This window comes from Patescibacteria group bacterium (assembly GCA_041661505.1).
In the GTDB taxonomy this organism is placed as follows: domain Bacteria; phylum Patescibacteriota; class Patescibacteriia; order Patescibacteriales; family JBAZCA01; genus JBAZCA01.
In genome coordinates, this window is the sequence record JBAZUF010000005.1 from 67,661 (window position 1) to 88,171 (window position 20,511).

The following is a 20,511-nucleotide window of genomic DNA, read 5'->3' on the forward strand; positions in this document are numbered from 1 at the left end:
ACGCCCTCCTTGTTTTCTAAATATCTAAATCTTTTGTTTTGTTCCGCTGCCATCCCTTTTATAGGCGCCAAACTCCTTTGAATCGAGTAGCGTACGAGCTTCAAATACCGGCCCTTCATGGCAGACTCTTAAGCCAGTCTCATCAACACAGCACTGTCCGCATACGCCAAATCCGCACTTCATATATCTTTCCATGGAAATTTGGCATGGTATGTCATGCTCCAAGGCAATTTTACCGATCGCTACAAGCATTTTTTCGGGGCCGCAGGCGAAAATCTCGTCAATCTTTTCTTTCTCTAATAGCTTCTTCAAGGCGTCGGTGGTAAAACCTTTTTCGCCGTAAGAACCATCGTCGGTAACAAAACTGGTTTGCACCGGAAGCGATTTAATTTCATCCGCCTTTATGAAAAGATCCTTATTCCGGCAACCGCCGATAAAATAAACCTGTTTTCCTTTACTTATCGCGTCGTAAATCAGGAAGTTGACCGGAGCTATGCCGCAACCGCCTCCGACAATTGCTACATTTTTTCCTTCATTAAAGCTAAAAGGCCTGCCGTAAGGCCCTTGTATGCCTAAAAGGTCTCCAACCTTGAGTTCAAATAACTTGGCGGTAAATTCCCCTACCTTCATGACAGTTATATGGAATTCATTTTCGGTCTGGTTGGAAATGCTAAACGGTTTCATGTTAACCCGCGGAAGCCAGAGCATTATGAACTGGCCGGGTTTTGCGCCCAGTTGCCCTTCGAATACAAAAGTCTTAAAGTCTTTATTGTCCTCTATTATTTTTTTTATTGGCAACATTATCGGCTGCTCAACCTTAGGCTGTATTTGCATAATATTACAAATTTATTTACATCTTTACCTTATCGCTAAGGGATTACAATCTTTTTAAAATTTTACGGCAGTAGGGCTTTGCCCGCTGTAAAATTTTAAAAAGATACCTTAAAGTTTTTGAAAGTCTTGAAAACTTTTTACAAAAAGTTTTCAAATTAATTTATTCATGCGCCGCTCCGATAATCTCTTCCACTGAACGAACGCCGGCTCCTTCCATCCATTCTTTCATTTCGTCGCATATTTGTTTAAATACGCTTATGCCGCGGTAATAGACGGCAGTACCAACGCCGATCACGCTTGCCCCGGCCATCATCATTTCGATCGCGTCCCGTCCGGTATTAACGCCCCCGGTACCGATGATCGGGATACCTACAGCCTTATAAACGTCATAAATGCATCTGACTGTTATCGGACGGATTGCCGGTCCGCTAACGCCGCCCACTTTAAAGTCAAGAATAGGTTTTCTAGTTTCCAAATTTATAACCATCCCCGGCCCGTGAGTATTTCCCATATTGATAGCACTCGCTCCGGCCGCTTCGGCCGCCTTGGCCACTTCGCCCAAGTTCTGCGAATTGGGTGACAGTTTGATGATTATCGGCAAGTCGGTCTTTCCTTTAATAGCTTTCGTTATTTTAAACACTGCTTCGGGAGTCCCCTGGCCGGCCAGGGTTCCGAAACCGGGAGTATGCGGACAAGACAGCGGAACTTCAACGGCCGCATACTCGTCCGATAAAAAATTCTCCGCCATGTAAGCGAAGTCTTCCGGAGCGGTTCCAATTATACTGGCGAAAACCGGCGCTCCAACTTCATCTAGACCAGCGAATTCTTGTTTTGCCGCGTCTATGCCGGGATTTGAATATCCGACGGCATTCATCATCCCGGTCTCAAACGTAATAATAATGGGATTATTGTGGCCTTTTCTTAAGTCTTTGCTTATTGATTTGATAGTTACCGCGCCCGCCCCGTTTTTAACGACATTCTTGAGAGATGCTTTCGTTACTCCCAATATTCCGGATGCCAAAACGATGGGGTTTTTCATTTTTGTGCCTAGAAACGTCAGTGAAAGATTTGCCATAAATACATAGTGATGGTTAAAATCTTATCTAAATTTACCTCAATTTTTCTCCGATGTAAAGCCCAAGCTTTTTCTAATCATTTGCTTTTCTTGTCCTTAATTTCCCCGCTTTCCAGCTTTTTTATTCTTAATACTTTATGATATTTGACTTTGCCTTCCATTCCATTATCAATAATTTCAAACTCAACTGGCAATGCTTTTAGAACTTCGCCAACCTCCCACTCGGTTAAGATGTTGAAATCCCTTACATAGCGGCTATTATCTAAAACAAAATCAATATGACTTATGCTGGCCACGCCTCCAGGCCTCAATTTATTAACGACGGCCTTAAGATAATCTCTTAAAAAAGCCCGTCCATCAAGTTGCCCCTGGCGGTTATAATCTGTCTGGTAAGGCAATTCGCCCGCCGTATCCAATATCAGGTCAAATTCAGGAAAATCTTTAAACTCCAATAAAGAGCGTTTAATTAGATCATTCTTGTGCATCTTATTAGAAATATTGCCATCCAACAAGGGTCCGCTTGTTTCCCAAAACATCGCATCTTTCATCTCCGGTTCAGCTTTATTAATTTTGTCGGCTAACCGTCTAAATTGTTTTACCGGTTTTTTCCTTAAGCCGGTCGTATATACCTCTACATCATCACCAAAAGTTTTTCTTAATTGTTCAGCGTATACTCCCACCCCTCCTCCGATATCCAGTATTCTTACCTTTTCTGCGGACTTACCTGACTTAATTGAATCCTCAATCTTTTTTTGAATTAGTCTTGGTATTACTTCTTTAATAAAAGAAATTCCATGCACATGAGCGATGTCTTTATCGGTCTTTTTGGAAGGATTAGGATAAGTCAATCCTTCAATATGCTCGTATCGCTCAATTGAGCCTCCCATCTGCTGGCTAGTGCTATAATTGTGCTCGGTCTGTTTATTTTTAAATCTATAGTCTTTCCCTTTTTCATAGGAACCGGAAGTATGCTCCCAGCCGTACCGAAAAGTTGGATTAAACATATTCCCTTCTTCGTATAAATCCTCCTTTGGTTTTAGAGGCTTACTTTCTCTTATTAATTTTTTTAGCTCTTTATTGGACATAAATTTATTATATTATTTTCTAGTTTGCGCAATATCAAAGTCTGGAAAGAATTAGGTACCAATAATTGAGTTTTTTTGCATGAAAATTGATAACTCCCAGCTGTTAATAATTTTAGTATATCATGTCTTCACAAGCCTTAAAATATGTGTTATGTTGTTTAAAGAATATTTAAAGCTTCAAATAGGCTGAAATAGCGCCCGATTAGCCTAGCGCTATTTGCTTAACGAACCAGATGCAAGGCAAACTCGTATTAAAAGACGGAACCCAAATTTCCGGCCTATCTTTTGGCAAAGAAAAATCTATTGCCGGCGAGGTTGTTTTTTCTACCGGCATGGTCGGCTATCCCGAAAGTTTAACTGACCCTTCGTACGCCGGGCAAATCCTGGTCATGACTTACCCCCTAATCGGCAATTATGGCGTTCCGTCCAAAGAACATTGGGAGTCGGGAAAAATCCAAGTAGCCGGTTTAATCGTTTCCTCTTATATCGATACGCCGTCGCATTATCAGAGCGAAAAGAGCCTGGGCCAATGGTTGAAAGACGAGGGCATCCCGGCTTTAGAAATTAAGGACACCCGGGGCTTAACCCAGAAGCTTCGCGCTAAAGGCGTCCTGCTTGGAAAAATTGAATTGGGGTCAAAAACCGGATTTATTGATCCGAATAGAGAGAATCTAGTCGCCCGAGTTTCCACTAAAGAGATATATGAAATAAATAACTCGGATAAGTCAACAGGCAACGGTCAAAAAACCGTTGTTTTATTAGATTGCGGGGCCAAAGAAAACATTGCGAACGAACTGGTTAAGCGCGGAGTAAAAGTCATTGTCGCACCCTGGAACTGTAATCCCCTGGAAGCAGGCTTAAAGTTTGACGGCCTAATGATTTCTAATGGCCCGGGCGACCCAAAGATGGCTAAGGCCACAATTACTACTGTCAAAGAGGTGCTCGCTAAAAAAATTCCTACTTTTGGCATTTGCCTGGGCAACCAAATTTTAGCCTTAGCGGCCGGAGGCGATACTTACAAATTGAAATTCGGCCATCGGGGACAAAACCAGCCTGCCGTTTTAGCCAATACGGATAAATGTTATTTGACCACGCAGAATCACGGCTTTGCGGTCGGAAAAATCCCTCGCGGATTTAAAGAATGGTTTTATAATGCTAACGACCAGACTAACGAAGGGATAAGGCATGAGAAGCTACCTTTTATGTCGGTCCAATTCCATCCAGAATCAAGACCCGGCCCGCTAGACACCGGCTGGCTTTTTGATGAATTTATAAAAAAATTATAACCATGAAAGCTAATAAGATAAAAAAAGTTTTAGTCCTTGGGTCCGGCGCCTTAAAAATCGGCGAAGCCGGCGAATTTGACTATTCCGGGTCTCAAGGATTAAAAGCCTTAAAAGAAGAAGGGATAAAAACCGTTTTGGTTAATCCTAACATTGCCACGATTCAGACTTCCCCGCTAATCGCTGACGAGATATATTTCTTGCCGGTTACTCCTTACTTTGTCGAAAAAGTCATTATAAAAGAAAAGCCGGACGGGATATTGCTTTCCTTTGGAGGGCAAACAGCTTTGAACTGCGGTTTGGAACTCCATCACGCCGGAATTTTAAAAAAGCATAACGTAAAAGTTTTAGGCACGCCGATTGAAGCCATAGTTTTAACCGAAGACCGGCAAAAATTCGCTGACCATTTAAAATCCATCGGCGTTTCGGTCCCGGATTCGGGGTCAGCCACCAGTCTGGACCAGGCTAAAAAAATCGCCGGAAAAATCGGCTACCCGGTTATGATTCGGGCCGCTTACTCTTTAGGCGGACAAAAATCCGGCATAGCCTATAATGAAAAAGAGCTAAATGAAATCGTTTCCGCCGCCCTTTCGGTCTCCCCGCAGGTTTTAGTAGAAAAGTACTTGCATCACTTTAAAGAAATCGAATATGAAGTCGTGCGCGACGCCGAAGGCAACTCGGTTACGGTCTGCAACATGGAAAACATGGATCCTTTAGGCATCCATACCGGCGAATCCATAGTCGTCGCCCCTTCCCAGACTTTAACAAATGACGAATACCACGGGCTCCGGCAAATTTCCGTTGACATAGTTAGGAGCCTGGGGATTGTCGGCGAATGCAATGTCCAGTTTGCCTTAAATCCAAAGCCGAAAAATGGCCAGCTGGAATATTATGTCATTGAAGTTAATGCCCGGTTGTCCCGATCTTCAGCCTTGGCTTCCAAAGCCACCGGCTACCCTCTGGCTTACGTTGCCGCCAAATTAGCCCTTGGAAAAACTTTAAATAAAGTCCAAAACCAGGTAACTAAAATCACGCAATCGTTTTTTGAGCCAGCTTTGGATTATGTGGTCGTAAAAATCCCGCGCTGGGATTTAGAAAAATTTACCGGCGCCGAAGAAAAAATCGGCTCGGCTATGAAGTCGGTCGGCGAAGTAATGGCAATCGGCCGCTCGTTTGAAGAAGCTCTGCAAAAAGCCGTCCGGATGCTAGCGGGTAAAGCCCAGGGCATTACTTATAACGGTTTTACCGGCGAAATTAGCGACTTTAAAAAATTACTGGAAATCCCGACGCCAAAAAGATTATTTGATTTGGCCGAAGCCTTAAAGCGGGAAATGAGTATAGAAGATATTTATCAGATTACCGGCATTGACCCTTGGTTTTTATCCCGCTTAAAAAATATCGTGGAAATAGAAACGGATTTAGCGAGCGATAAAAAACTGGATCGTGAAAAACTGCTTCGCGCGAAGCAAGCCGGCTTATGCGACCGGCGGATTGGAAAAATCGTCGAAAAGACCCAGGATGAAATCCGGACTTTAAGAAAAAAACTCGGCATTTTGCCCTCGGTTTTCCAAATTGACACTTTGGCCGGCGAAGTCCCGGCTAAAACCAATTATTTATATCTTACTTATCATGGAGAGCATCATGACGTTAAGCCTTTAGGAAAAAAAGCGGTAATGGTTTTAGGCTCTGGCCCGTATCATATCGGCTCTTCGGTTGAATTCGACTGGTCCTGCGTCAATACGGCTTTGGCCTTAAAAAAATACAAAAAAAATTCCATAATCGTTAACTGCAACCCGGAAACGGTTTCGACTGATTACGACATGTCTGACCGGCTTTATTTTGAAGACTTGAATTTTGAAACCGTGGCCGATATTTATGATTTTGAAAAGTCGGGCGGCATAATAATCTCCGTCGGCGGCCAGAGGCCGAATAACCTGGCGAACGCCCTTCATGAACACCAGGTTCCAATTTTAGGCACTAGGGCCTCGGACATTGATCGGGCCGAAGATAGGAACAAGTTTTCCGCCCTCTGCGACGAACTAAATATCCCCCAGCCGGAGTGGAACAGCTTCACCTCGATTGAAGAAGCGAAAAGTTTTGCCGCTAAGGTAGGCTATCCGGTTCTCGTCCGGCCGTCTTACGTCTTATCCGGCAGTGCCATGAGCGTCTGTTTTGACGACGAAGAACTCGCGGCCTTTACCGAAAAAGCGCTCGGGATGTCGGACAAAAAATATTCTATCACCGTTTCCAAATTCATGGTGAACGCCAAGGAGATTGAATATGACGCCGTGGCCCAAAACGGAAAAGTCATAGTGTTCGCCATTGCCGAGCATCTGGAAAACGCCGGCGTCCATTCCGGCGACGCGACAATCGCCTACCCGACCCAGAAAGTTTTTTCTTCGACCGAAGAGGAAATAAAAAAGATTAGCCGCGAGCTGGCAATTGCCTTGCATATTACCGGCCCCTTTAATATCCAATTTTTAGTTAAAGACAACAAAGTTTTTGTCATTGAAATTAATCTGCGCGCGAGCCGCACCTTCCCTTTCCTTTCTAAAGCGACTGGCGTTAATTTCGCCCGCTTAATTGTTGATGCTTTTTATAAAAAATGCGCGCCGGTTTATTTAAAATATCCCGAACACGTCGTAGTTAAGTCTCCGCAATTTTCCTTTTCCCGGCTGACTGGAGCCGATCCGGTTTTAAAGGTGGAGATGTCCTCAACCGGCGAAGTGGCCTGTTTTGGCAAAGACTTAAGCGAAGCGCTTTATAAATCCATCATCGCCTCCACCTCGTTAGCGCCGGGAAAAAGCGCCCTTTTGACTTTAGGCGGACCGGTTAATAAGCGGAGGCTCCTAGAAGCCGTGAAACAGCTTAGTGATATGGATTATAAGCTTTACGCGACCAGCGGGACCTGCGGCTTCCTGAAAGAGCACGGAATTAAAAGCGAACTGGTCTATAAAATCCATGAAAAGAAAAACCCTACCGTAATTGATATGATTAGCGGAAAAAAAGCCGCCCTGGTAATAAATTTAAGCGAGCAAAACGGCTCGAAAATAAAAAAGGCCGGCGATCAGGCGACCGAAGGCTATTTAATCCGCCGGGCCGCGGTTGATTCGCACATCCCCTTGTTTACGGACTTACAGCTTGCCCGGTCGTTTATAAAAGCTTTAACTGAAAAAAAGTTAGAAGATTTGGAAATCAAGCCCTGGAAGGACTACATGCCTAAAGGCGTAAGCACGGAATTATAAGCAGAGCAAAAAGTAGCTTTATTTTCTTAATTTCATAATTCCATATTTTCAAAAGATATGTTCCATGTATTAAACGGCCAGCAATTTGCCGACAAAAAAATATTAAAAGACTTATTCGCGAAAGCCGCCAAACTGCAAAAACAAGATCAGACCGGCGACATCCCAAAGGATTGCCAGGGCAAAGTCGTAGCCACGCTTTTTTATGAGTCCTCAACCCGCACCCGGCTTTCTTTCGAGTCCGCCGCTTTTAAAATTGGCGCCAGCGTAATTTCTACCGCTAACGCCGCCGCGTCTTCGGCTTCGAAAGGCGAAAGTTTAACTGATACGATCAAGGTGGTTTCCGGTTTCTCCGACGCCATAGTGCTGCGGCACCCGGAAAACGGTTCGGCTGAATTAGCCGCGAGCGTGTCCACTGTCCCGATAATTAACGGCGGCGACGGCTATAACGAACACCCGACCCAGGCTTTATACGATTTGTACACCATGGAAAAAGAATTGGGGAAAATCGACGGCTTGAAAATCGCTTTTTTAGCCGATTTCCGCTATCAAAGAAATATCCATTCTTTAATTCCCATCTTCTGCCTATTTAAAAAAATTGAACTCTATTTCGTTTCCCCGCCCGAACTCCGCTTGCCAAACGAATATAAAGACCAGCTGGACCGGCAGGATATTAAATACCAGGAACTAGACAACTTGGACCAGGTGATTGGCAATTTGGATGTCCTTTACGTCACCCGGGTTTTTAAGGAAAGGTTCTCTGACCCAAATGAGTACGAACGGCTTAAAAGATCATTATACATCGACGTACCGCTTGTAAATCAGATGAAGGCTAAGTCCATCATACTGCACGTCATGCCGCGCATTTTCGAAATCGACCCGGAAGTGGATAAAGATTCCCGAGCCGCTTATTTTCGCCAGGCAATAAACGGCCTTTACGTTCGCATGGCCTTGCTCCACAAAGCGCTGACCGGCAAATAATAATTAATTTACAATTTACAATAAATTTTCAATAACCGATTCTAATAAATTAAAAACAATTGAAAATTGGTAATTGTTAATTTAAATAAATATGCCCCAAAAAATCTATTACGGAGAACAAACCAAGCTGGCCTTAAGTAATTTTAACGTCTCCCGGCAAAAAGCTTCCCTTTACTGGGTGAAAAAAATTGTTGAAGTAAAGAAGGCGGCCAATCAGGCCAATTTTGAACTGGGAAAAATTTCTAAAGGAAAGTACGCGCTGATTGACCAGGCGATAAAAAAAATCCAAACCGGAAAATACGACGACCAGTTCGTTACTCCGGCAATACAAGGCGGCGCCGGAACGTCGATTAACATGAACGTGAACGAAGTGATCGCCGGCTTGGCTAACGAACTTGCCGGGAAAAAAGACGCAATCCATTACTTAAACGACGTTAATCTTTCTCAATCCACTAATGACGTCCTCCCTACCGCCCTGAAGATGGCCATTTATGAATTGGCTGAAAATTGCATTGAATCTTTAAAAATTCTTGAAAAATCTTTGGCTAAAAAATCCCGGGAATTTTCGGACGTGATAAAAACCGGCCGGACGCACTTGCAAGACGCGGTCCCGATGACTTTGGGCCAGGAATTTGAAGCTTACCGGATGGTCGCCCTGCGCGGCATCGCCCGGCTGGAGCGGGTCCGAAAAGGCATGCTGGATTTGTCTATCGGCGGCACCGCCGTCGGCACCGGGATTAACGCCGGAAAAAAATATACCGCCCTGGTAATAAAAAACTTAAGGAAAAACACCGGCCTGCCGGTTAAAAGCGCTTCGGACTTAATTGACGCTACCCAGAATGTGGATTCTTTCGGCGATATTTCCGCGGGGATTAAAACAACGCTGGCGGCGATTACGAAAAACGCGAACGACCTAAGGCTTCTTGCCTCCGGCCCGACTTGCGGGCTCGGAGAAATAAAACTGCCCGAGCGCCAAAAAGGCTCGACCATCATGCCTGGCAAAGTTAATCCGGTCGTGCCCGAGCTTATTAACCAGATTGCTTTCCAGGTTTACGGCAACGACTTGGCGGTTACTATGGTAATTGAAGCCGGACAGCTGGAATTGAATGTTTTTATGTCGGTTCTCGCCCATAACTTAATCGAATCGCTTCGCTTTTTTTCCAAAGGGATTAAAATTCTTGCCCAAGACTGCATTGACGGAATTAAAGCCAATAAAGAAACTTGCGAACGCTACGCCCTGCGGAACACCACCCTATTAACCTCCCTTACCCCGGTTTTGGGTTATGATAAGGTGGCGCAGATAATTAAAAAAATCAATTCCGCGCCTGATTTAAGCATCCGGCAGGCTCTAACCCAGGAAAAAGTCGATAAAAAAATTATCGATGATTTACTAGACGTTAAAAAACTATTATCCAAAGTGAAAGCCTCGGCTAAAATTTAAGCCGTAAATAAATTATGAAATTCATCTACATCGCTTCTGACCACGCCGGAGTAGCCCTGAAAAAAGAACTGTCAGTCCTGCTTAAAAAAAAGAAATACCGGGTAAAAGACCTTGGCCCCTTTACCGCGGATTCGGTTGACTATCCGGATTTCGCAAAAATCGCGGCCAAAGCCGTCAAAGGCCAGCCTGGATCCAAAGGAATTTTAATCTGCGGAACCGGAATCGGCATGTCGATGGCCGCCAATAAGCTAAAAGGCGTCCGGGCGGCCTTATGCTACAGCCTGGAAACTGCCCGCTTAAGCCGGGAGCATAACGACGCCAATGTTTTATGCCTGGGCGCCCGGCTGACAGAAATGAAACTCGCCAAAAAAATCGTCAATACCTGGCTCGCAACCGAATTTGCCGATGGCGAGCGGCACGTCCGCAGAGTTAAAAAAATCGGATAAAAACCATAAAATATCATTTATGAAGGAAAGTATTAATGAGCTAAAAAAAAGGATCATTAAAACAGTTTACGCAAAAAAGGAAGGCCATATCCCGAGCGCTTTTTCTATTTTGGATATTTTATGGGTGCTTTATGACCGGGTACTAAGAATTGACCCAGCTAAACCGAACGACCCGGCCCGCGACCGCTTCATACTGTCCAAAGGCCACGCGTCAATCGGGCTTTTTTCCATCCTTGCCAACAAAGGATTTTTTGACTTTAAAGAATTTGAAAATTTTGCCGATTACGACAGTCCTTTAGGCGGCCATCCGGATTGCAACAAAGTTCCGGGAGTAGAAGCTTCTACCGGTTCGCTCGGGCACGGCATGCCGATTGCCGTCGGCGTTGCCTTGGGAGAAAAAATAAAAAAAACCGGAGTCAAAGTCTATACTATTATCGGCGACGGAGAATCAAATGAAGGGACAATTTGGGAAGCAGCGCTTTTAGCCGGGCATCATAAGCTTTCGAACCTCACCTGCATTGTTGATTATAACCATTCAACCGATCCGGCCATCAAAGTTCACGATTTTACCGAAAAATTCAAAGCCTTTGGGTGGGAAAGTTTTGAGGTGGACGGCCATGACCAGGAAGCGCTTTTCGAGGCTTTCATGAAAAATTCCGGCGGCAAGCCTAAAGCCATAATTGCCAACACCGTTAAAGGCCGGGGGATAAAAAAGATTGAAAGCGATATGCTTGCCTGGCACCATAAGCGGCCATCCGAAGAAGAGCTGGATGAATTTATAAAAGAATTAGATAGCTAGCAGCCCGGTCTAGGCCGTGATTACTAAAGACCATTCAAATAAATTTATGCGCAAACAATTTTTTACCACTATAGCCGAAGTGATAGAGAAAGATGAAAAAACAGTCTTGCTCCTTGGCGACATCAGCGTCAAAGGCTTTGTTGAAACTATAAAAAAATTTCCTGACCGCGCCTATAATATCGGGATTCTCGAGCAGGCGACGGTCGGGCTGGCCGCCGGCTTGGCCATGACCGGCTTTACTCCGATATTCCATACCATTGCCCCCTTTTTAATCGAGCGCACTTATGAACAGTTAAAACTCGATTTCGGCTACCAAGAGCTAGGGGGAAATTTTATCTCCATCGGCGGTTCATACGATTACGCCGCTCTGGGCTGTACTCACCACTGCCCGGCTGACGTCGGCATATTGAAACATATTCCGGGCATGGAAATTGTTTTACCCGGCACGGCGGAGGAATTCCACGGCCTATTTCTCCAGTCTTATGCCGATAAGCATCCCACTTATTTCCGGCTATCAGAAAAAAGCAATCCGGAAAGCTATCCGGTAAAATTTGGCCAGGCTCATATCATTAAGACTGGCACGAAGGCCACGGTGATTGCCGTCGGTCCCGCGCTTAAACCGGTCTTAGAAGGGACAAAAGATTTGGATGTCACAATTCTCTATTACACGACTGTCGCGCCTTTTGACAAAGACACGCTAAGAGATAATTCATCCTCCGGAAAAATTCTCATCTGCGAACCCTATTACCGGGGCGCGATATTGCCGGACGTAATGGAAACCATGAAAGGCAGAGCTGTCCAGGTAGAATCTGTTGGCGTACCGGTCGAGTTCTTAAACAAATACGGCCAGGCCGCGGAGCATGACGAGTGCGTTGGCCTAACCCCAAATAATATTAATGATGCATTAAAAAAGTTAATACCTCATACTCATAATAATCACATTATAGCTGATTAAAAAAACAATCATCTTAATCTTCTTCTTTCATTCAAATTCAGCCCTTTAAAATTCTTTTTTGAAGCAACCGGCCGCCCCAGTTCCTTTTCCAGCTCTTTTCGGGCGTTCCCGGCGATCCTGCCGCCCCGGTTGGCGTCGTACTTTAATTTCGGCACACCCCGTGAATCTTCGGTGCGATGGATTTCAGTAGTTGACCGTTCGCCGAGCATGGTAAAAATCAACTCAAAGTCATCCATGTGATCGCGCAAATTTTCCCGATCCAGTTTTTTTAATTTTTTATATTGCCCGGGTGTTAACCCGAAAGTAGCTTTGGAAATTTCCGCCGTCAAAATTTCATACTCGCCTTGTTCCTTAGCTCCCCGTTTTTGCCATTCGTCCGTCAACTCCTCCCTAATCGCGATCCCCCTCATCCGCTTCTCAATCCAATCATCAGAATAACCTTTCAACTTATAGAGCATTCTCGTTCTTTTTGACGCCAACTCCGGATTTTCAATTTCCTGCACTCTCTCATATCCGACCTTGGCCAGCCAGCGCTTGAACGGCTCGGCTTTGGGTGACGGGATAGATTGGATAATGCGGAATAGGGTTTCCGTATTAGCGCAGTCGGTCTCGCGCATTTTTTCGTCCGAGGCCTTCATTTTCAACCGTACGATTTTTTCGTACGCTTCACTAAATCCCTCTTTTACTAGTTTTACCTTTAAATCGCTCCAATATCTTTTAGCGATGCTGCTCCCGGTCAAAATTTCAACTGCATCAATAACCGAAAACCACCATTCATTATTATGGATAGCCCTTCTGACTTGCTTGCCTTTAAATATGGCTATTTTTTCATTTTTGTCCATGAACATATTATACAATATACTGCTAAAACAAAACAACCCTAAAATGTTCAGAGTTGTTTTAATAAGTCAAAAATTCTATTTTTCTTTCTCGAGAAGTAAATACTAATTATTTTACTCCTTCCAATCCATCTCCCGGTCATATTCACCTTTAGCCGCCGCGCCTTTCATCTTGGCTCGGTGTAAAAGCTTGTCTTGCGCCGCTTTTTTATTTTCTTCCTTCCCTTCCCAGGCTTTAAGGGCGCTATCCTGCAGGGCCCGGCCGTAAGAAAAAGAAATCTTCCAGGGGTGGGGGCCTTTTTGGTTAATGGCGTGAAGGTTCATGGTCGCTTCAATTTCCGACTGGCCGCCGGAAAGAAAAGCTACGCCGGGCAGGTTCTTGGGCAAATGCTTATTAAAAATTCTCAAAGTCGCTTCAGCGATTTCTTCCGGGTGGGCAAACTCGCCCGAATCCTTGGCCGGTAAGACCATGTTCGGTTTTAAAATTATCCCTTCCATTGCTACGCCGGCCTTTTCCAATTCCCGAAACACGGCTTCCAAAACTTTCTCGCTTTCTTCTTCGCACCGCTTAAGGCTATGAACGCCTTCCATTAATACTTCCGGTTCGACAATCGGCACTAATCCGGAATGCTGGCAGGCTAGGGCATAAGCCGCCAGATCTTTAGCATTTCTCTCAATATTCGCGTCAGTCGGCGTATTATCGCCGATAACGTAAACGGCCCGCCACTTGGCAAAATGAGCGCCCAATTCGGCATATTCTTTTAAACGGATTTCTAAATCATCCAAACCCTTGGTCTTTTTTTCTTCCGGCGAATCCGGCATCGGTTCTAAGCCCTTATCCACCTTAATACCGGGCAGGATTCCGACTTCTTTTAATACGGAAACAAAAGGCCTTCCGTCCGAAGCCTTTTGCCGGAAAGTCTCGTCAAATAAAATGACGCCGGAAATATGGTCGGATAAGCCCGGCGTGGTAAAAAGCATCTCACGGTAAGCCCGGCGGGTATCTTCGGTAGAGGACACGTTAATTTTAGCCAATCTTTTTTCAATAGTGGCCGTACTTTCATCCGCGGCCAGTATTCCCTTGCCGTGAGCCACCATGGCTTTGGCGGTTTGGTTTAACTTTTGAATTTTTTGTGGATCCAACATAGATTGAATTTTCAATTTACAATAATCAATTATCAATTAAATTGAAAATTGTAAATTGATAATTGAAAATTATTTCTTTACTTATTTATGATGATAAGTGGTTATATAACGGATAGTCCCGGACATCCCGCGCATGACGATGGAATGAGTGATGATGGCTCGATCGGTAACTTGCACGCCTTTTAATATCGGCCCGTCGATTACGCCGGTAGCGGTAAAAGTCAATTGCTTTCCTTTGGCCAAATCTTCCGTCCGGTAAATTCTTTTGGTTGTGAGTCCGGCTTTTTTTATTTGCGCCGCCTGCTTTTCGCTTTGCGGCTTAAAGCGGGCCTGAATTTCTCCGCCTAGAATTTTGATGGCGGCGGCGGCCAAAACCGCTTCGGTTGAGGATCCGACTCCTAAGAGCAGGTCAACGCCTGATTCCGGCATCGAAGGAGCAATTCCTCCGGCCACGTCCCCGTCGGTAATAAGCCGAACCCGGGCACCAACTTTCCTGACCTGGCTTATCAGGTCCTGGTGGCGTTCGCGGTCAAGAATACAGACCGTAATATCGCCCACTTTCTTATCCAGGGCTCTGGCGGTTTTTCTTATATTCACTTCAACCGGAGCATCCAGTTTTATGACTTTGGCGGCTTTCGGCCCGGCGGCGATTTTCTCCATGTAAGAGTCCGGAGCGGATAAAAGGGATCGGGGCGCGCCAGCGGTAATTACGGTTATAGCATTATAGCGGCCAAAAGCTACCGAGTCGGTGCATTCCAAGGGGTCAATCGCCAGATCCATGACCGGCTTTTTTCCCCGCCCGACGATTTCGCCGGTATATAGTTCGGGTGCTTCGTCTTTGGCCCCTTCGCCGATAACTACTTTTCCGCGAAAATCAATTTGGTTAAACCGGTCGCGCATTTCGTCAACCGCCGCGCCGTCGGCCTTTTTCCCTTCCCCCCTTCCGATCCATTTAGCGGCGGCAATTGCGGCCGCTTCGGTAACTCTCACAAATTCTAAAGCCAGGTTCCTGTCCATAAGTTTAATATTAGTGGTTATTTATCATTATTATTTATCTTACCTCATTTATTTTACCTTTGTAAATGGCTTGCCTTGAATTTTAGCCAATATTTTGATAATATCAAAATAGTTAACAATTCTTCTTCAATAATAATGAAAATTCCCAAACTAAAAATCTCACCGTCAATTTTAGCGGCTGATTTCGGCCGCTTAAACGAAGAAATTAAGTCAATCGAACCTTACGCCGATTTTCTCCACGTGGACGTCATGGACGGCCATTTTGTTCCCAATATCACTTTCGGCTACACGATTTTAAACTGCATTAAATCTAAACTCCCCCTGGATTGCCACTTAATGATAGAAAATCCGGCCAAGCACATTCACCATTTTATCGAATCCGGCGCCGCCCGAATTGCGACGCACGTTGAATTAGGAGAAGAAATGACTAAATTGAGCCTGGAAACCACTAAACAGTTCGGAAAACCGGCCGGAGTGGCGATAAGCCCCAACACTCCGGTTGAAGAGCTGTTCCCCTATTTCGGATTGGCCGATTATTTTGTTATAATGACGGTTGTCCCCGGTTTTGGCGGCCAGGAGTTTATGAGAGAAGAACTCTCTAAAGTTTCCTACTTGCGCGAAAAATTTCCGGAAGTCGAAATCGTAATTGACGGCGGGATGAATACCGCTACCGCTCCTCTAGCCATTAAAGCCGGAGCCGACAACCTTGTCGCCGGATCTTTTGTCTTCCGGTCGGATGACCGTATTAAAGCCATTGAATTTTTAAAATCGCTTGAGAAATAACTATGGTCAATATTATCGCCGCCAGCCAAGCAGAGCATCTCGCGAAGTTCTTGAAAAAGGACAAAAAAAACTTCCGCATTTTTAAGCTGGGAAAAAATAAGGATAAAAAAAGGTATTTTCCGGATAAGGAGATCTACGCCCGCCTGCCGGATATTAAAAAATTAGAGGGCCGGACCGTTGTTCTTCATTCCGGCATGCCCAATCCGAATGACGGGCTCATAGAATTAAAAATGGTTTTAGAGATTTTGCGGGAAACCCAGGTTGGCCCGATTGAAGTATTTTTCACTTATTTCCCTTACGGCATGCAGGACCACGCTGATCAGGACGGCGCGCTTAATTATGCCGAATGTCTTATCAAGGAACTTACCGCATACTACGCTGTACACAAAATTTATACAGTGGACGCCCATTTTTGGGGCCGGGACTTTGCCAAGAATTATCCGATTGAAAATATTAGCGGGGTCAGCCTTTTAAAAGAAGCGGCCCTAAAAGAAAATCCAGATATGATTTTTATCACTCCGGACATGGGTTCGCAGAGGCGGACCGGCATTGAGGGAGTCCTAAAGGAAAGAATTAATTCCCATGAGACGCACATGAAAGAAGAAAGCGCCGATTGGCTGGCTGACACAGTAAGCGGCAAGAATGTCGGCGTGGTTGACGATCTTCTAGAAACCGGCGGAACAATGGCGAAATTCTACGATGAATGTAAAAAAGCCGGCGCCAAAAAAGTTATCGCCTTAATCACCCACGGCGTCCTGAAAAAAGGCATTAAGCGCATCGCCTCCACTTATGACGCGCTTTATCTCACGAACACGATTAGAAGCAAAGAAGCAAATATTGATATGAGCCAACTGATTGGCGATACGATAAAATAATTACTCGCAGCTGAATGCGCCTCATAAAAACTCCCCGTAAATCCGGAGCGTTTTTTTGTTCACAAATTAATTAACCGATTAACTCAAAACATAGGACATTAAAAAATTATTAAATACGGATTTGACAAAACCTAGCCATGTAATAAAATGAAATTGTAATAGCTGATGAGAACACTATTTGACTCAAACCTGAATCCATTTTTTAATATTTAATATACGCCTATGAAAAAATCATTTACCACGCGGCTGGCTTCAATTGGAGGGGTTTTCTTTGTTCTCTCGGTCTTAATTCCTTCCTCGGCTTTAGCCGACGGTCCAGCTGTCTGCGGGCCAAATAACCAACCTTGCCCCCCAGTCTGTGGCCCAAACAACCAGCCTTGTCCGCCTCTGGTTTGCGACCAAAACCACCCCTGCCCCCCAGTCTGCGGGCCAAACAACCAACCTTGTCCCCAACCGAATAATCCGTCCCCGACTCCTCCGGTTTGCGGCCCGAACAACCCGTGTCCTCCTGTCCGGGTACCGGATCGCCCTCGGGTTACTCCTCCGGCCAAATGCGCTAAGCGCCCGGCTCCAGCCTTGCCCAGGTGCGATTTAAGATGGGAAGGTTACATGAACGCGATCCGGGTAAACCGGTATTATGACTGGAAGAACATGGTCAATCCGAATAACGAAATTTTCGGTTATATTAATAACCGGGAAAAATTCAATAAATTCGCGACCATGCTCCGCTATTTCTATTTCCCCGGAAAAGACAGCGTCGATAAAGCCGATGTAATCCGTAGAGAACTGGGCCTTCCGAGTTTTGAATACATGATCCAAAACGACATGATGCCGGTTTGCCGGAAATAACCGCGAATTTATTTGAAATTGAAAGAAAAGCAACATAAAAATGGCCGCGAAGGGCCATTTTTATAATTCGAAACTGGTAATAAATCAATTTAACAGTTTCCAGCTTAACCAGATTCCCAGCACTCCGCCTAAAAATGAGCAAAAAATCGAGATCAAATCAAAAATCCCGGCGCCAAAAATCGTCGGGATATAACCGCCGATTGTCGCCCCAAATACCATTCCGAGCATGACCGTCTTTTTACCCATACGCTTTTTACTTCGATTGGATTAAGGCCTTCTCCGCGAGAGAGATATCGGCATATCATTCTTTTTACATATTAACACAATAATCCGCACCAAAAAAGCCTAAAGCCGGCTATTATCCATTCATTAATGCTATGTTTGAGCTTAGGCAGCGCAAAAACGGGCCGGGGTATAGACAAGGAAGTTTATTTGTGCTAGTATTAAAGGGTTAGTTTAACTACTGACCGCCCCGCCATCCGCCCTCTGGCGGAATAGGGGTGACGAATATTATAGTGTAGAGATAAAGTCGAATTTCTACTTACTTAGTATTCACTTTATTAACTTTATCTTTACATCGTATGCAAGGAACCATCAAAAAACTGACTGATAAAAACTTCGGTTTTATCGCTCAAGAAGACGGCGCTCCGGATTTGTTTTTCCACGCCAACAATCTTGACGGCGTTGAATTCAGCCAGTTAAGAGAAGGCGATGCCGTTACTTTCGAGGTTGAAAAAACCCCAAAAGGAAACGCGGCCGTCCAGGTTAAAAAAGTCTAATACTTTTTTACAATATAAAAACATCCCGCGCTATGTGGGATGTTTTTTGTTTGATAATTTTTAGGCTCTAGTATGAAGAGGCTTTTTGGTTTCTCGCCCCCCGCCACTTGCCCGCGGGCCGGGACGAAGATTTTCTTTTATTCCTATTATACGGATTATACCGGTCCGGAGAATTTTCTACGGCCGCATTCGAATTGTCGTCGTAATTAATTTTACTCCGTTGTCCAAAGCCGCCTGGCCTCGGTGGCTTGTTGCCAAAGCTATTGCCGGCCTTACTGCCAAAATCATGGGACGGCTTACCGGCCCGCTGGCTAAAACCCTGGCCCGGCCTCTGGCTCTCGTATGGCCGGTATGGCCTGGCATTGCCCCGGGCCCTAAAGCCCCGGCCGCCGCCTTTACCCGCTCCCCGCGCCTTTCCGGTTACATACTTCTCTAGAGTTGCCCGGGCAAAAGCCTCTTTCATACTGGCCGGATCAAGGGCCTCCCCGTTCGGCCGGGTAACATTCAAAGTTTTTTTAATCAGTCTTTCAATATCCCGGATATCCCGCATCTGGCTCGGTAAGGCAAAAGAAACTGCTTTGCCGCTTTTTCCGGCGCGGCCGGTCCGGCCGATGCGGTGGACGTAATCTTCCGAGTTTTCCGGCAAGTCATAATTAATAACCAATTCAATCCCTTTAACGTCAATTCCCCGCGCGGCAATATCGGTCGCAACAAGCACCCGGTATTGGCCTAACTTAAAACCATTCAACGCGGCCCGGCGCTGGATCAGCGACCGGTTGGAATGAATTTCCGTAGCGCTAAACCCGGCCATCCTGATTTTTTGGGTCAAGTTTTTTACGCTGTGCTTAGTCCGGCAAAACATAAGGATTGAGCCTTTGGTTTCGCCAAGGATTTTTTTCAGCTGCCCGAATTTTGAATCCCGGTCAATAACAATAATTTCATGTTCCACGTTTTCCGCGGCAGTCCCAGCCGGAGCTACTTCGATTCTAATCGGCAAAGCCATATACTCGGTAGCGATTTTCATGATTTGGTTCGGCATGGTAGCGGAAAAAAGCATGGTTTGTCTTTTCTTTGGAACAAGTTTTAAAATTTCTTTAATCTGCGGCAAAAATCCCATATCAAGCATCATATCGGCTTCGTCTAAGACTAAAATTTTTACGTCGTTTAATTTTACTGTACCTCTTTTTGCATGGTCAGCGAGGCGCCCGGGAGTGGCGACAATAATATGCGGGTTGCGCCGGAGAGCGCCGAGCTGGCGTCCCATAGCTTCCCCGCCGATTAAAACAGCGGTCCTAAGGCCCATCTTATTACCGATAATCCTTAAATGTTCATCCACCTGCAAAGCTAGTTCGCGGGTCGGTAAAACAACCAGCCCCTTGCCTTTATTAGTAGCCAAAAGCTGGAGCATAGGAATGCCAAAGGCTAAAGTTTTGCCGGTTCCGGTTTGCGCGATCCCGACCAAATCCTTCCCTTCTAAACTGGTAGGGATGGATTGTACTTGAATCGGCGTCGGAGTGGAATAATTCAATCCGGCTAAAATGTCTAAAAGCGTTGGCGCTATGCCAAGACCCGAGAAGCTCAAAGCTTCAGTTTGTTCTGTTTTCATCATAATATTGGCGACCCGAGTCCTTTTAGTAAGTCACCAATACCACCGATAGATGGAAATCCTAATGACGAAATAAGTCCGAGTCCTTTACCCGCCGGCTTGCCCGCCGAAGAGGAGGGAGAGGCGGGATTTGTCCGCCTAGGCGGAAAACCCCTTATTTATGGGGTATTTAACCGTTTTAAATTGCGGTTACTTGTCCGCCGAAGAGGCGGGCTAATTAAGACCTAACAATAGCACAAATTTATTTTTTTGTCAATAATAACCAACCAGCTAACTTGTAAATGGAGCCTATAATCTTTTAGATTATTTTTTTGAAGGAGGGGATTGTGGGCTTGCATTAATATTTTTATTGGAATGCACCCATTTCGTCGGACACGTTTGTCCACAGAAATCAACCTTTGGCGGCAATGGCATAATACTTTGACGGCGGCATCCTGAGATCACCCTGAATCCTAATATTATTGTAATAATATATC

Annotated in this window: 19 protein-coding genes; 11 read left to right on the top strand and 8 right to left on the bottom strand. The window is 45.1% G+C overall.

Features of this window, described 5'->3' with window-relative positions; translation table 11 throughout:
- Positions 1–24 precede the first annotated feature (24 nt).
- The 3 genes from WC715_05220 to WC715_05230 form a co-directional block, all read right to left on the bottom strand.
- On the bottom strand, positions 25–834 hold the full coding sequence (locus tag WC715_05220) for a dihydroorotate dehydrogenase electron transfer subunit (GenBank protein ID MFA6171817.1): 810 nt from the start codon (positions 832–834) through the stop codon (positions 25–27).
- Between the two features lie 160 nt (positions 835–994).
- The gene (locus WC715_05225) at positions 995–1,909 is read right to left on the bottom strand and encodes a dihydroorotate dehydrogenase (GenBank protein ID MFA6171818.1); all 915 of its coding nucleotides are present in this window, start codon (positions 1,907–1,909) and stop codon (positions 995–997) included.
- A gap of 77 nt (positions 1,910–1,986) precedes the next feature.
- Complete coding sequence (locus tag WC715_05230; GenBank protein ID MFA6171819.1) at positions 1,987–2,994, bottom strand: hypothetical protein; 1,008 nt, start codon at positions 2,992–2,994, stop codon at positions 1,987–1,989.
- Positions 2,995–3,227: 233 nt separating this feature from the next.
- On the opposite strand from WC715_05230, the gene carA reads away from it, so the two are divergent.
- The 7 genes from carA (at position 3,228) to WC715_05265 (ending at position 12,141) form a co-directional block, all read left to right on the top strand.
- The gene (gene carA / locus WC715_05235; protein MFA6171820.1) at positions 3,228–4,280 is read left to right on the top strand and encodes a glutamine-hydrolyzing carbamoyl-phosphate synthase small subunit; all 1,053 of its coding nucleotides are present in this window, start codon (positions 3,228–3,230) and stop codon (positions 4,278–4,280) included.
- A gap of 2 nt (positions 4,281–4,282) precedes the next feature.
- Positions 4,283–7,522 carry a carbamoyl-phosphate synthase (glutamine-hydrolyzing) large subunit gene (gene carB / locus WC715_05240; protein ID MFA6171821.1) on the top strand — a complete coding sequence of 1,080 codons (3,240 nt, stop codon included), beginning with the start codon at positions 4,283–4,285 and terminating at the stop codon, positions 7,520–7,522.
- Positions 7,523–7,579: 57 nt separating this feature from the next.
- Entirely contained in the window at positions 7,580–8,500 is a 921-nt protein-coding gene (gene pyrB, locus WC715_05245) for an aspartate carbamoyltransferase (GenBank protein MFA6171822.1), read from the top strand.
- 91 nt (positions 8,501–8,591) lie between these two features.
- The gene (locus WC715_05250; protein ID MFA6171823.1) at positions 8,592–9,941 is read left to right on the top strand and encodes an aspartate ammonia-lyase; all 1,350 of its coding nucleotides are present in this window, start codon (positions 8,592–8,594) and stop codon (positions 9,939–9,941) included.
- 14 nt (positions 9,942–9,955) lie between these two features.
- On the top strand, positions 9,956–10,387 hold the full coding sequence (gene rpiB / locus WC715_05255) for a ribose 5-phosphate isomerase B (protein MFA6171824.1): 432 nt from the start codon (positions 9,956–9,958) through the stop codon (positions 10,385–10,387).
- A gap of 19 nt (positions 10,388–10,406) precedes the next feature.
- A complete protein-coding gene (locus WC715_05260) occupies positions 10,407–11,186 on the top strand; it encodes a transketolase (GenBank protein MFA6171825.1) in 780 nt (259 codons plus the stop codon).
- A 46-nt stretch (positions 11,187–11,232) separates the two neighbouring features.
- A complete protein-coding gene (locus tag WC715_05265; GenBank protein MFA6171826.1) occupies positions 11,233–12,141 on the top strand; it encodes a hypothetical protein in 909 nt (302 codons plus the stop codon).
- A gap of 8 nt (positions 12,142–12,149) precedes the next feature.
- Here WC715_05265 and WC715_05270 read toward each other — a convergent pair whose 3' ends face one another.
- From WC715_05270 to glpX, 3 genes are all read right to left on the bottom strand, one after another.
- Positions 12,150–12,989 carry a Bro-N domain-containing protein gene (locus WC715_05270; GenBank protein ID MFA6171827.1) on the bottom strand — a complete coding sequence of 280 codons (840 nt, stop codon included), beginning with the start codon at positions 12,987–12,989 and terminating at the stop codon, positions 12,150–12,152.
- Positions 12,990–13,094: 105 nt separating this feature from the next.
- The gene (locus WC715_05275) at positions 13,095–14,126 is read right to left on the bottom strand and encodes a class I fructose-bisphosphate aldolase (GenBank protein MFA6171828.1); all 1,032 of its coding nucleotides are present in this window, start codon (positions 14,124–14,126) and stop codon (positions 13,095–13,097) included.
- Positions 14,127–14,207: 81 nt separating this feature from the next.
- Positions 14,208–15,143, bottom strand: a complete 936-nt coding sequence (gene glpX, locus WC715_05280) for a class II fructose-bisphosphatase (GenBank protein MFA6171829.1) — start codon at positions 15,141–15,143, stop codon at positions 14,208–14,210.
- Between the two features lie 135 nt (positions 15,144–15,278).
- On the opposite strand from glpX, the gene WC715_05285 reads away from it, so the two are divergent.
- The 3 genes from WC715_05285 (at position 15,279) to WC715_05295 (ending at position 17,650) form a co-directional block, all read left to right on the top strand.
- Positions 15,279–15,926 carry a ribulose-phosphate 3-epimerase gene (locus tag WC715_05285; GenBank protein ID MFA6171830.1) on the top strand — a complete coding sequence of 216 codons (648 nt, stop codon included), beginning with the start codon at positions 15,279–15,281 and terminating at the stop codon, positions 15,924–15,926.
- A gap of 2 nt (positions 15,927–15,928) precedes the next feature.
- Positions 15,929–16,801, top strand: coding sequence for a ribose-phosphate diphosphokinase (gene prs, locus WC715_05290; GenBank protein MFA6171831.1), 873 nt, complete (start codon positions 15,929–15,931; stop codon positions 16,799–16,801).
- A 222-nt stretch (positions 16,802–17,023) separates the two neighbouring features.
- Entirely contained in the window at positions 17,024–17,650 is a 627-nt protein-coding gene (locus tag WC715_05295) for a hypothetical protein (protein ID MFA6171832.1), read from the top strand.
- 84 nt (positions 17,651–17,734) lie between these two features.
- On the opposite strand, the gene WC715_05300 is transcribed toward WC715_05295, so the two are convergent.
- On the bottom strand, positions 17,735–17,896 hold the full coding sequence (locus tag WC715_05300) for a hypothetical protein (GenBank protein ID MFA6171833.1): 162 nt from the start codon (positions 17,894–17,896) through the stop codon (positions 17,735–17,737).
- A gap of 335 nt (positions 17,897–18,231) precedes the next feature.
- On the opposite strand from WC715_05300, the gene WC715_05305 reads away from it, so the two are divergent.
- Complete coding sequence (locus tag WC715_05305) at positions 18,232–18,429, top strand: cold shock domain-containing protein (protein ID MFA6171834.1); 198 nt, start codon at positions 18,232–18,234, stop codon at positions 18,427–18,429.
- Between the two features lie 67 nt (positions 18,430–18,496).
- Here the strand turns inward: WC715_05305 and WC715_05310 are convergent, their stop codons facing one another.
- A complete protein-coding gene (locus WC715_05310; protein MFA6171835.1) occupies positions 18,497–20,038 on the bottom strand; it encodes a DEAD/DEAH box helicase in 1,542 nt (513 codons plus the stop codon).
- Positions 20,039–20,511: the final 473 nt, after the last annotated feature.

Bases quoted from the DNA above. Each gene is read 5' to 3' on its own strand.
- WC715_05230 (MFA6171819.1), bottom strand. From the start codon at position 2,994: ATGTCCAATAAAGAGCTAAAAAAATTAATAAGAGAAAGTAAGCCTCTA.
- pyrB (MFA6171822.1), top strand. From the start codon at position 7,580: ATGTTCCATGTATTAAACGGCCAGCAATTTGCCGACAAAAAAATATTA.
- WC715_05295 (MFA6171832.1), top strand. From the start codon at position 17,024: ATGAAAAAATCATTTACCACGCGGCTGGCTTCAATTGGAGGGGTTTTC.
- prs (MFA6171831.1), top strand. From the start codon at position 15,929: ATGGTCAATATTATCGCCGCCAGCCAAGCAGAGCATCTCGCGAAGTTC.
- WC715_05310 (MFA6171835.1), bottom strand. From the start codon at position 20,038: ATGATGAAAACAGAACAAACTGAAGCTTTGAGCTTCTCGGGTCTTGGC.
- WC715_05270 (MFA6171827.1), bottom strand. From the start codon at position 12,989: ATGTTCATGGACAAAAATGAAAAAATAGCCATATTTAAAGGCAAGCAA.
- WC715_05250 (MFA6171823.1), top strand. From the start codon at position 8,592: ATGCCCCAAAAAATCTATTACGGAGAACAAACCAAGCTGGCCTTAAGT.
- carB (MFA6171821.1), top strand. From the start codon at position 4,283: ATGAAAGCTAATAAGATAAAAAAAGTTTTAGTCCTTGGGTCCGGCGCC.
- WC715_05225 (MFA6171818.1), bottom strand. From the start codon at position 1,909: ATGGCAAATCTTTCACTGACGTTTCTAGGCACAAAAATGAAAAACCCC.
- rpiB (MFA6171824.1), top strand. From the start codon at position 9,956: ATGAAATTCATCTACATCGCTTCTGACCACGCCGGAGTAGCCCTGAAA.
- WC715_05265 (MFA6171826.1), top strand. From the start codon at position 11,233: ATGCGCAAACAATTTTTTACCACTATAGCCGAAGTGATAGAGAAAGAT.
- WC715_05285 (MFA6171830.1), top strand. From the start codon at position 15,279: ATGAAAATTCCCAAACTAAAAATCTCACCGTCAATTTTAGCGGCTGAT.
- glpX (MFA6171829.1), bottom strand. From the start codon at position 15,143: ATGGACAGGAACCTGGCTTTAGAATTTGTGAGAGTTACCGAAGCGGCC.
- WC715_05260 (MFA6171825.1), top strand. From the start codon at position 10,407: ATGAAGGAAAGTATTAATGAGCTAAAAAAAAGGATCATTAAAACAGTT.
- WC715_05305 (MFA6171834.1), top strand. From the start codon at position 18,232: ATGCAAGGAACCATCAAAAAACTGACTGATAAAAACTTCGGTTTTATC.
- WC715_05300 (MFA6171833.1), bottom strand. From the start codon at position 17,896: ATGGGTAAAAAGACGGTCATGCTCGGAATGGTATTTGGGGCGACAATC.
- WC715_05220 (MFA6171817.1), bottom strand. From the start codon at position 834: ATGCAAATACAGCCTAAGGTTGAGCAGCCGATAATGTTGCCAATAAAA.
- carA (MFA6171820.1), top strand. From the start codon at position 3,228: ATGCAAGGCAAACTCGTATTAAAAGACGGAACCCAAATTTCCGGCCTA.
- WC715_05275 (MFA6171828.1), bottom strand. From the start codon at position 14,126: ATGTTGGATCCACAAAAAATTCAAAAGTTAAACCAAACCGCCAAAGCC.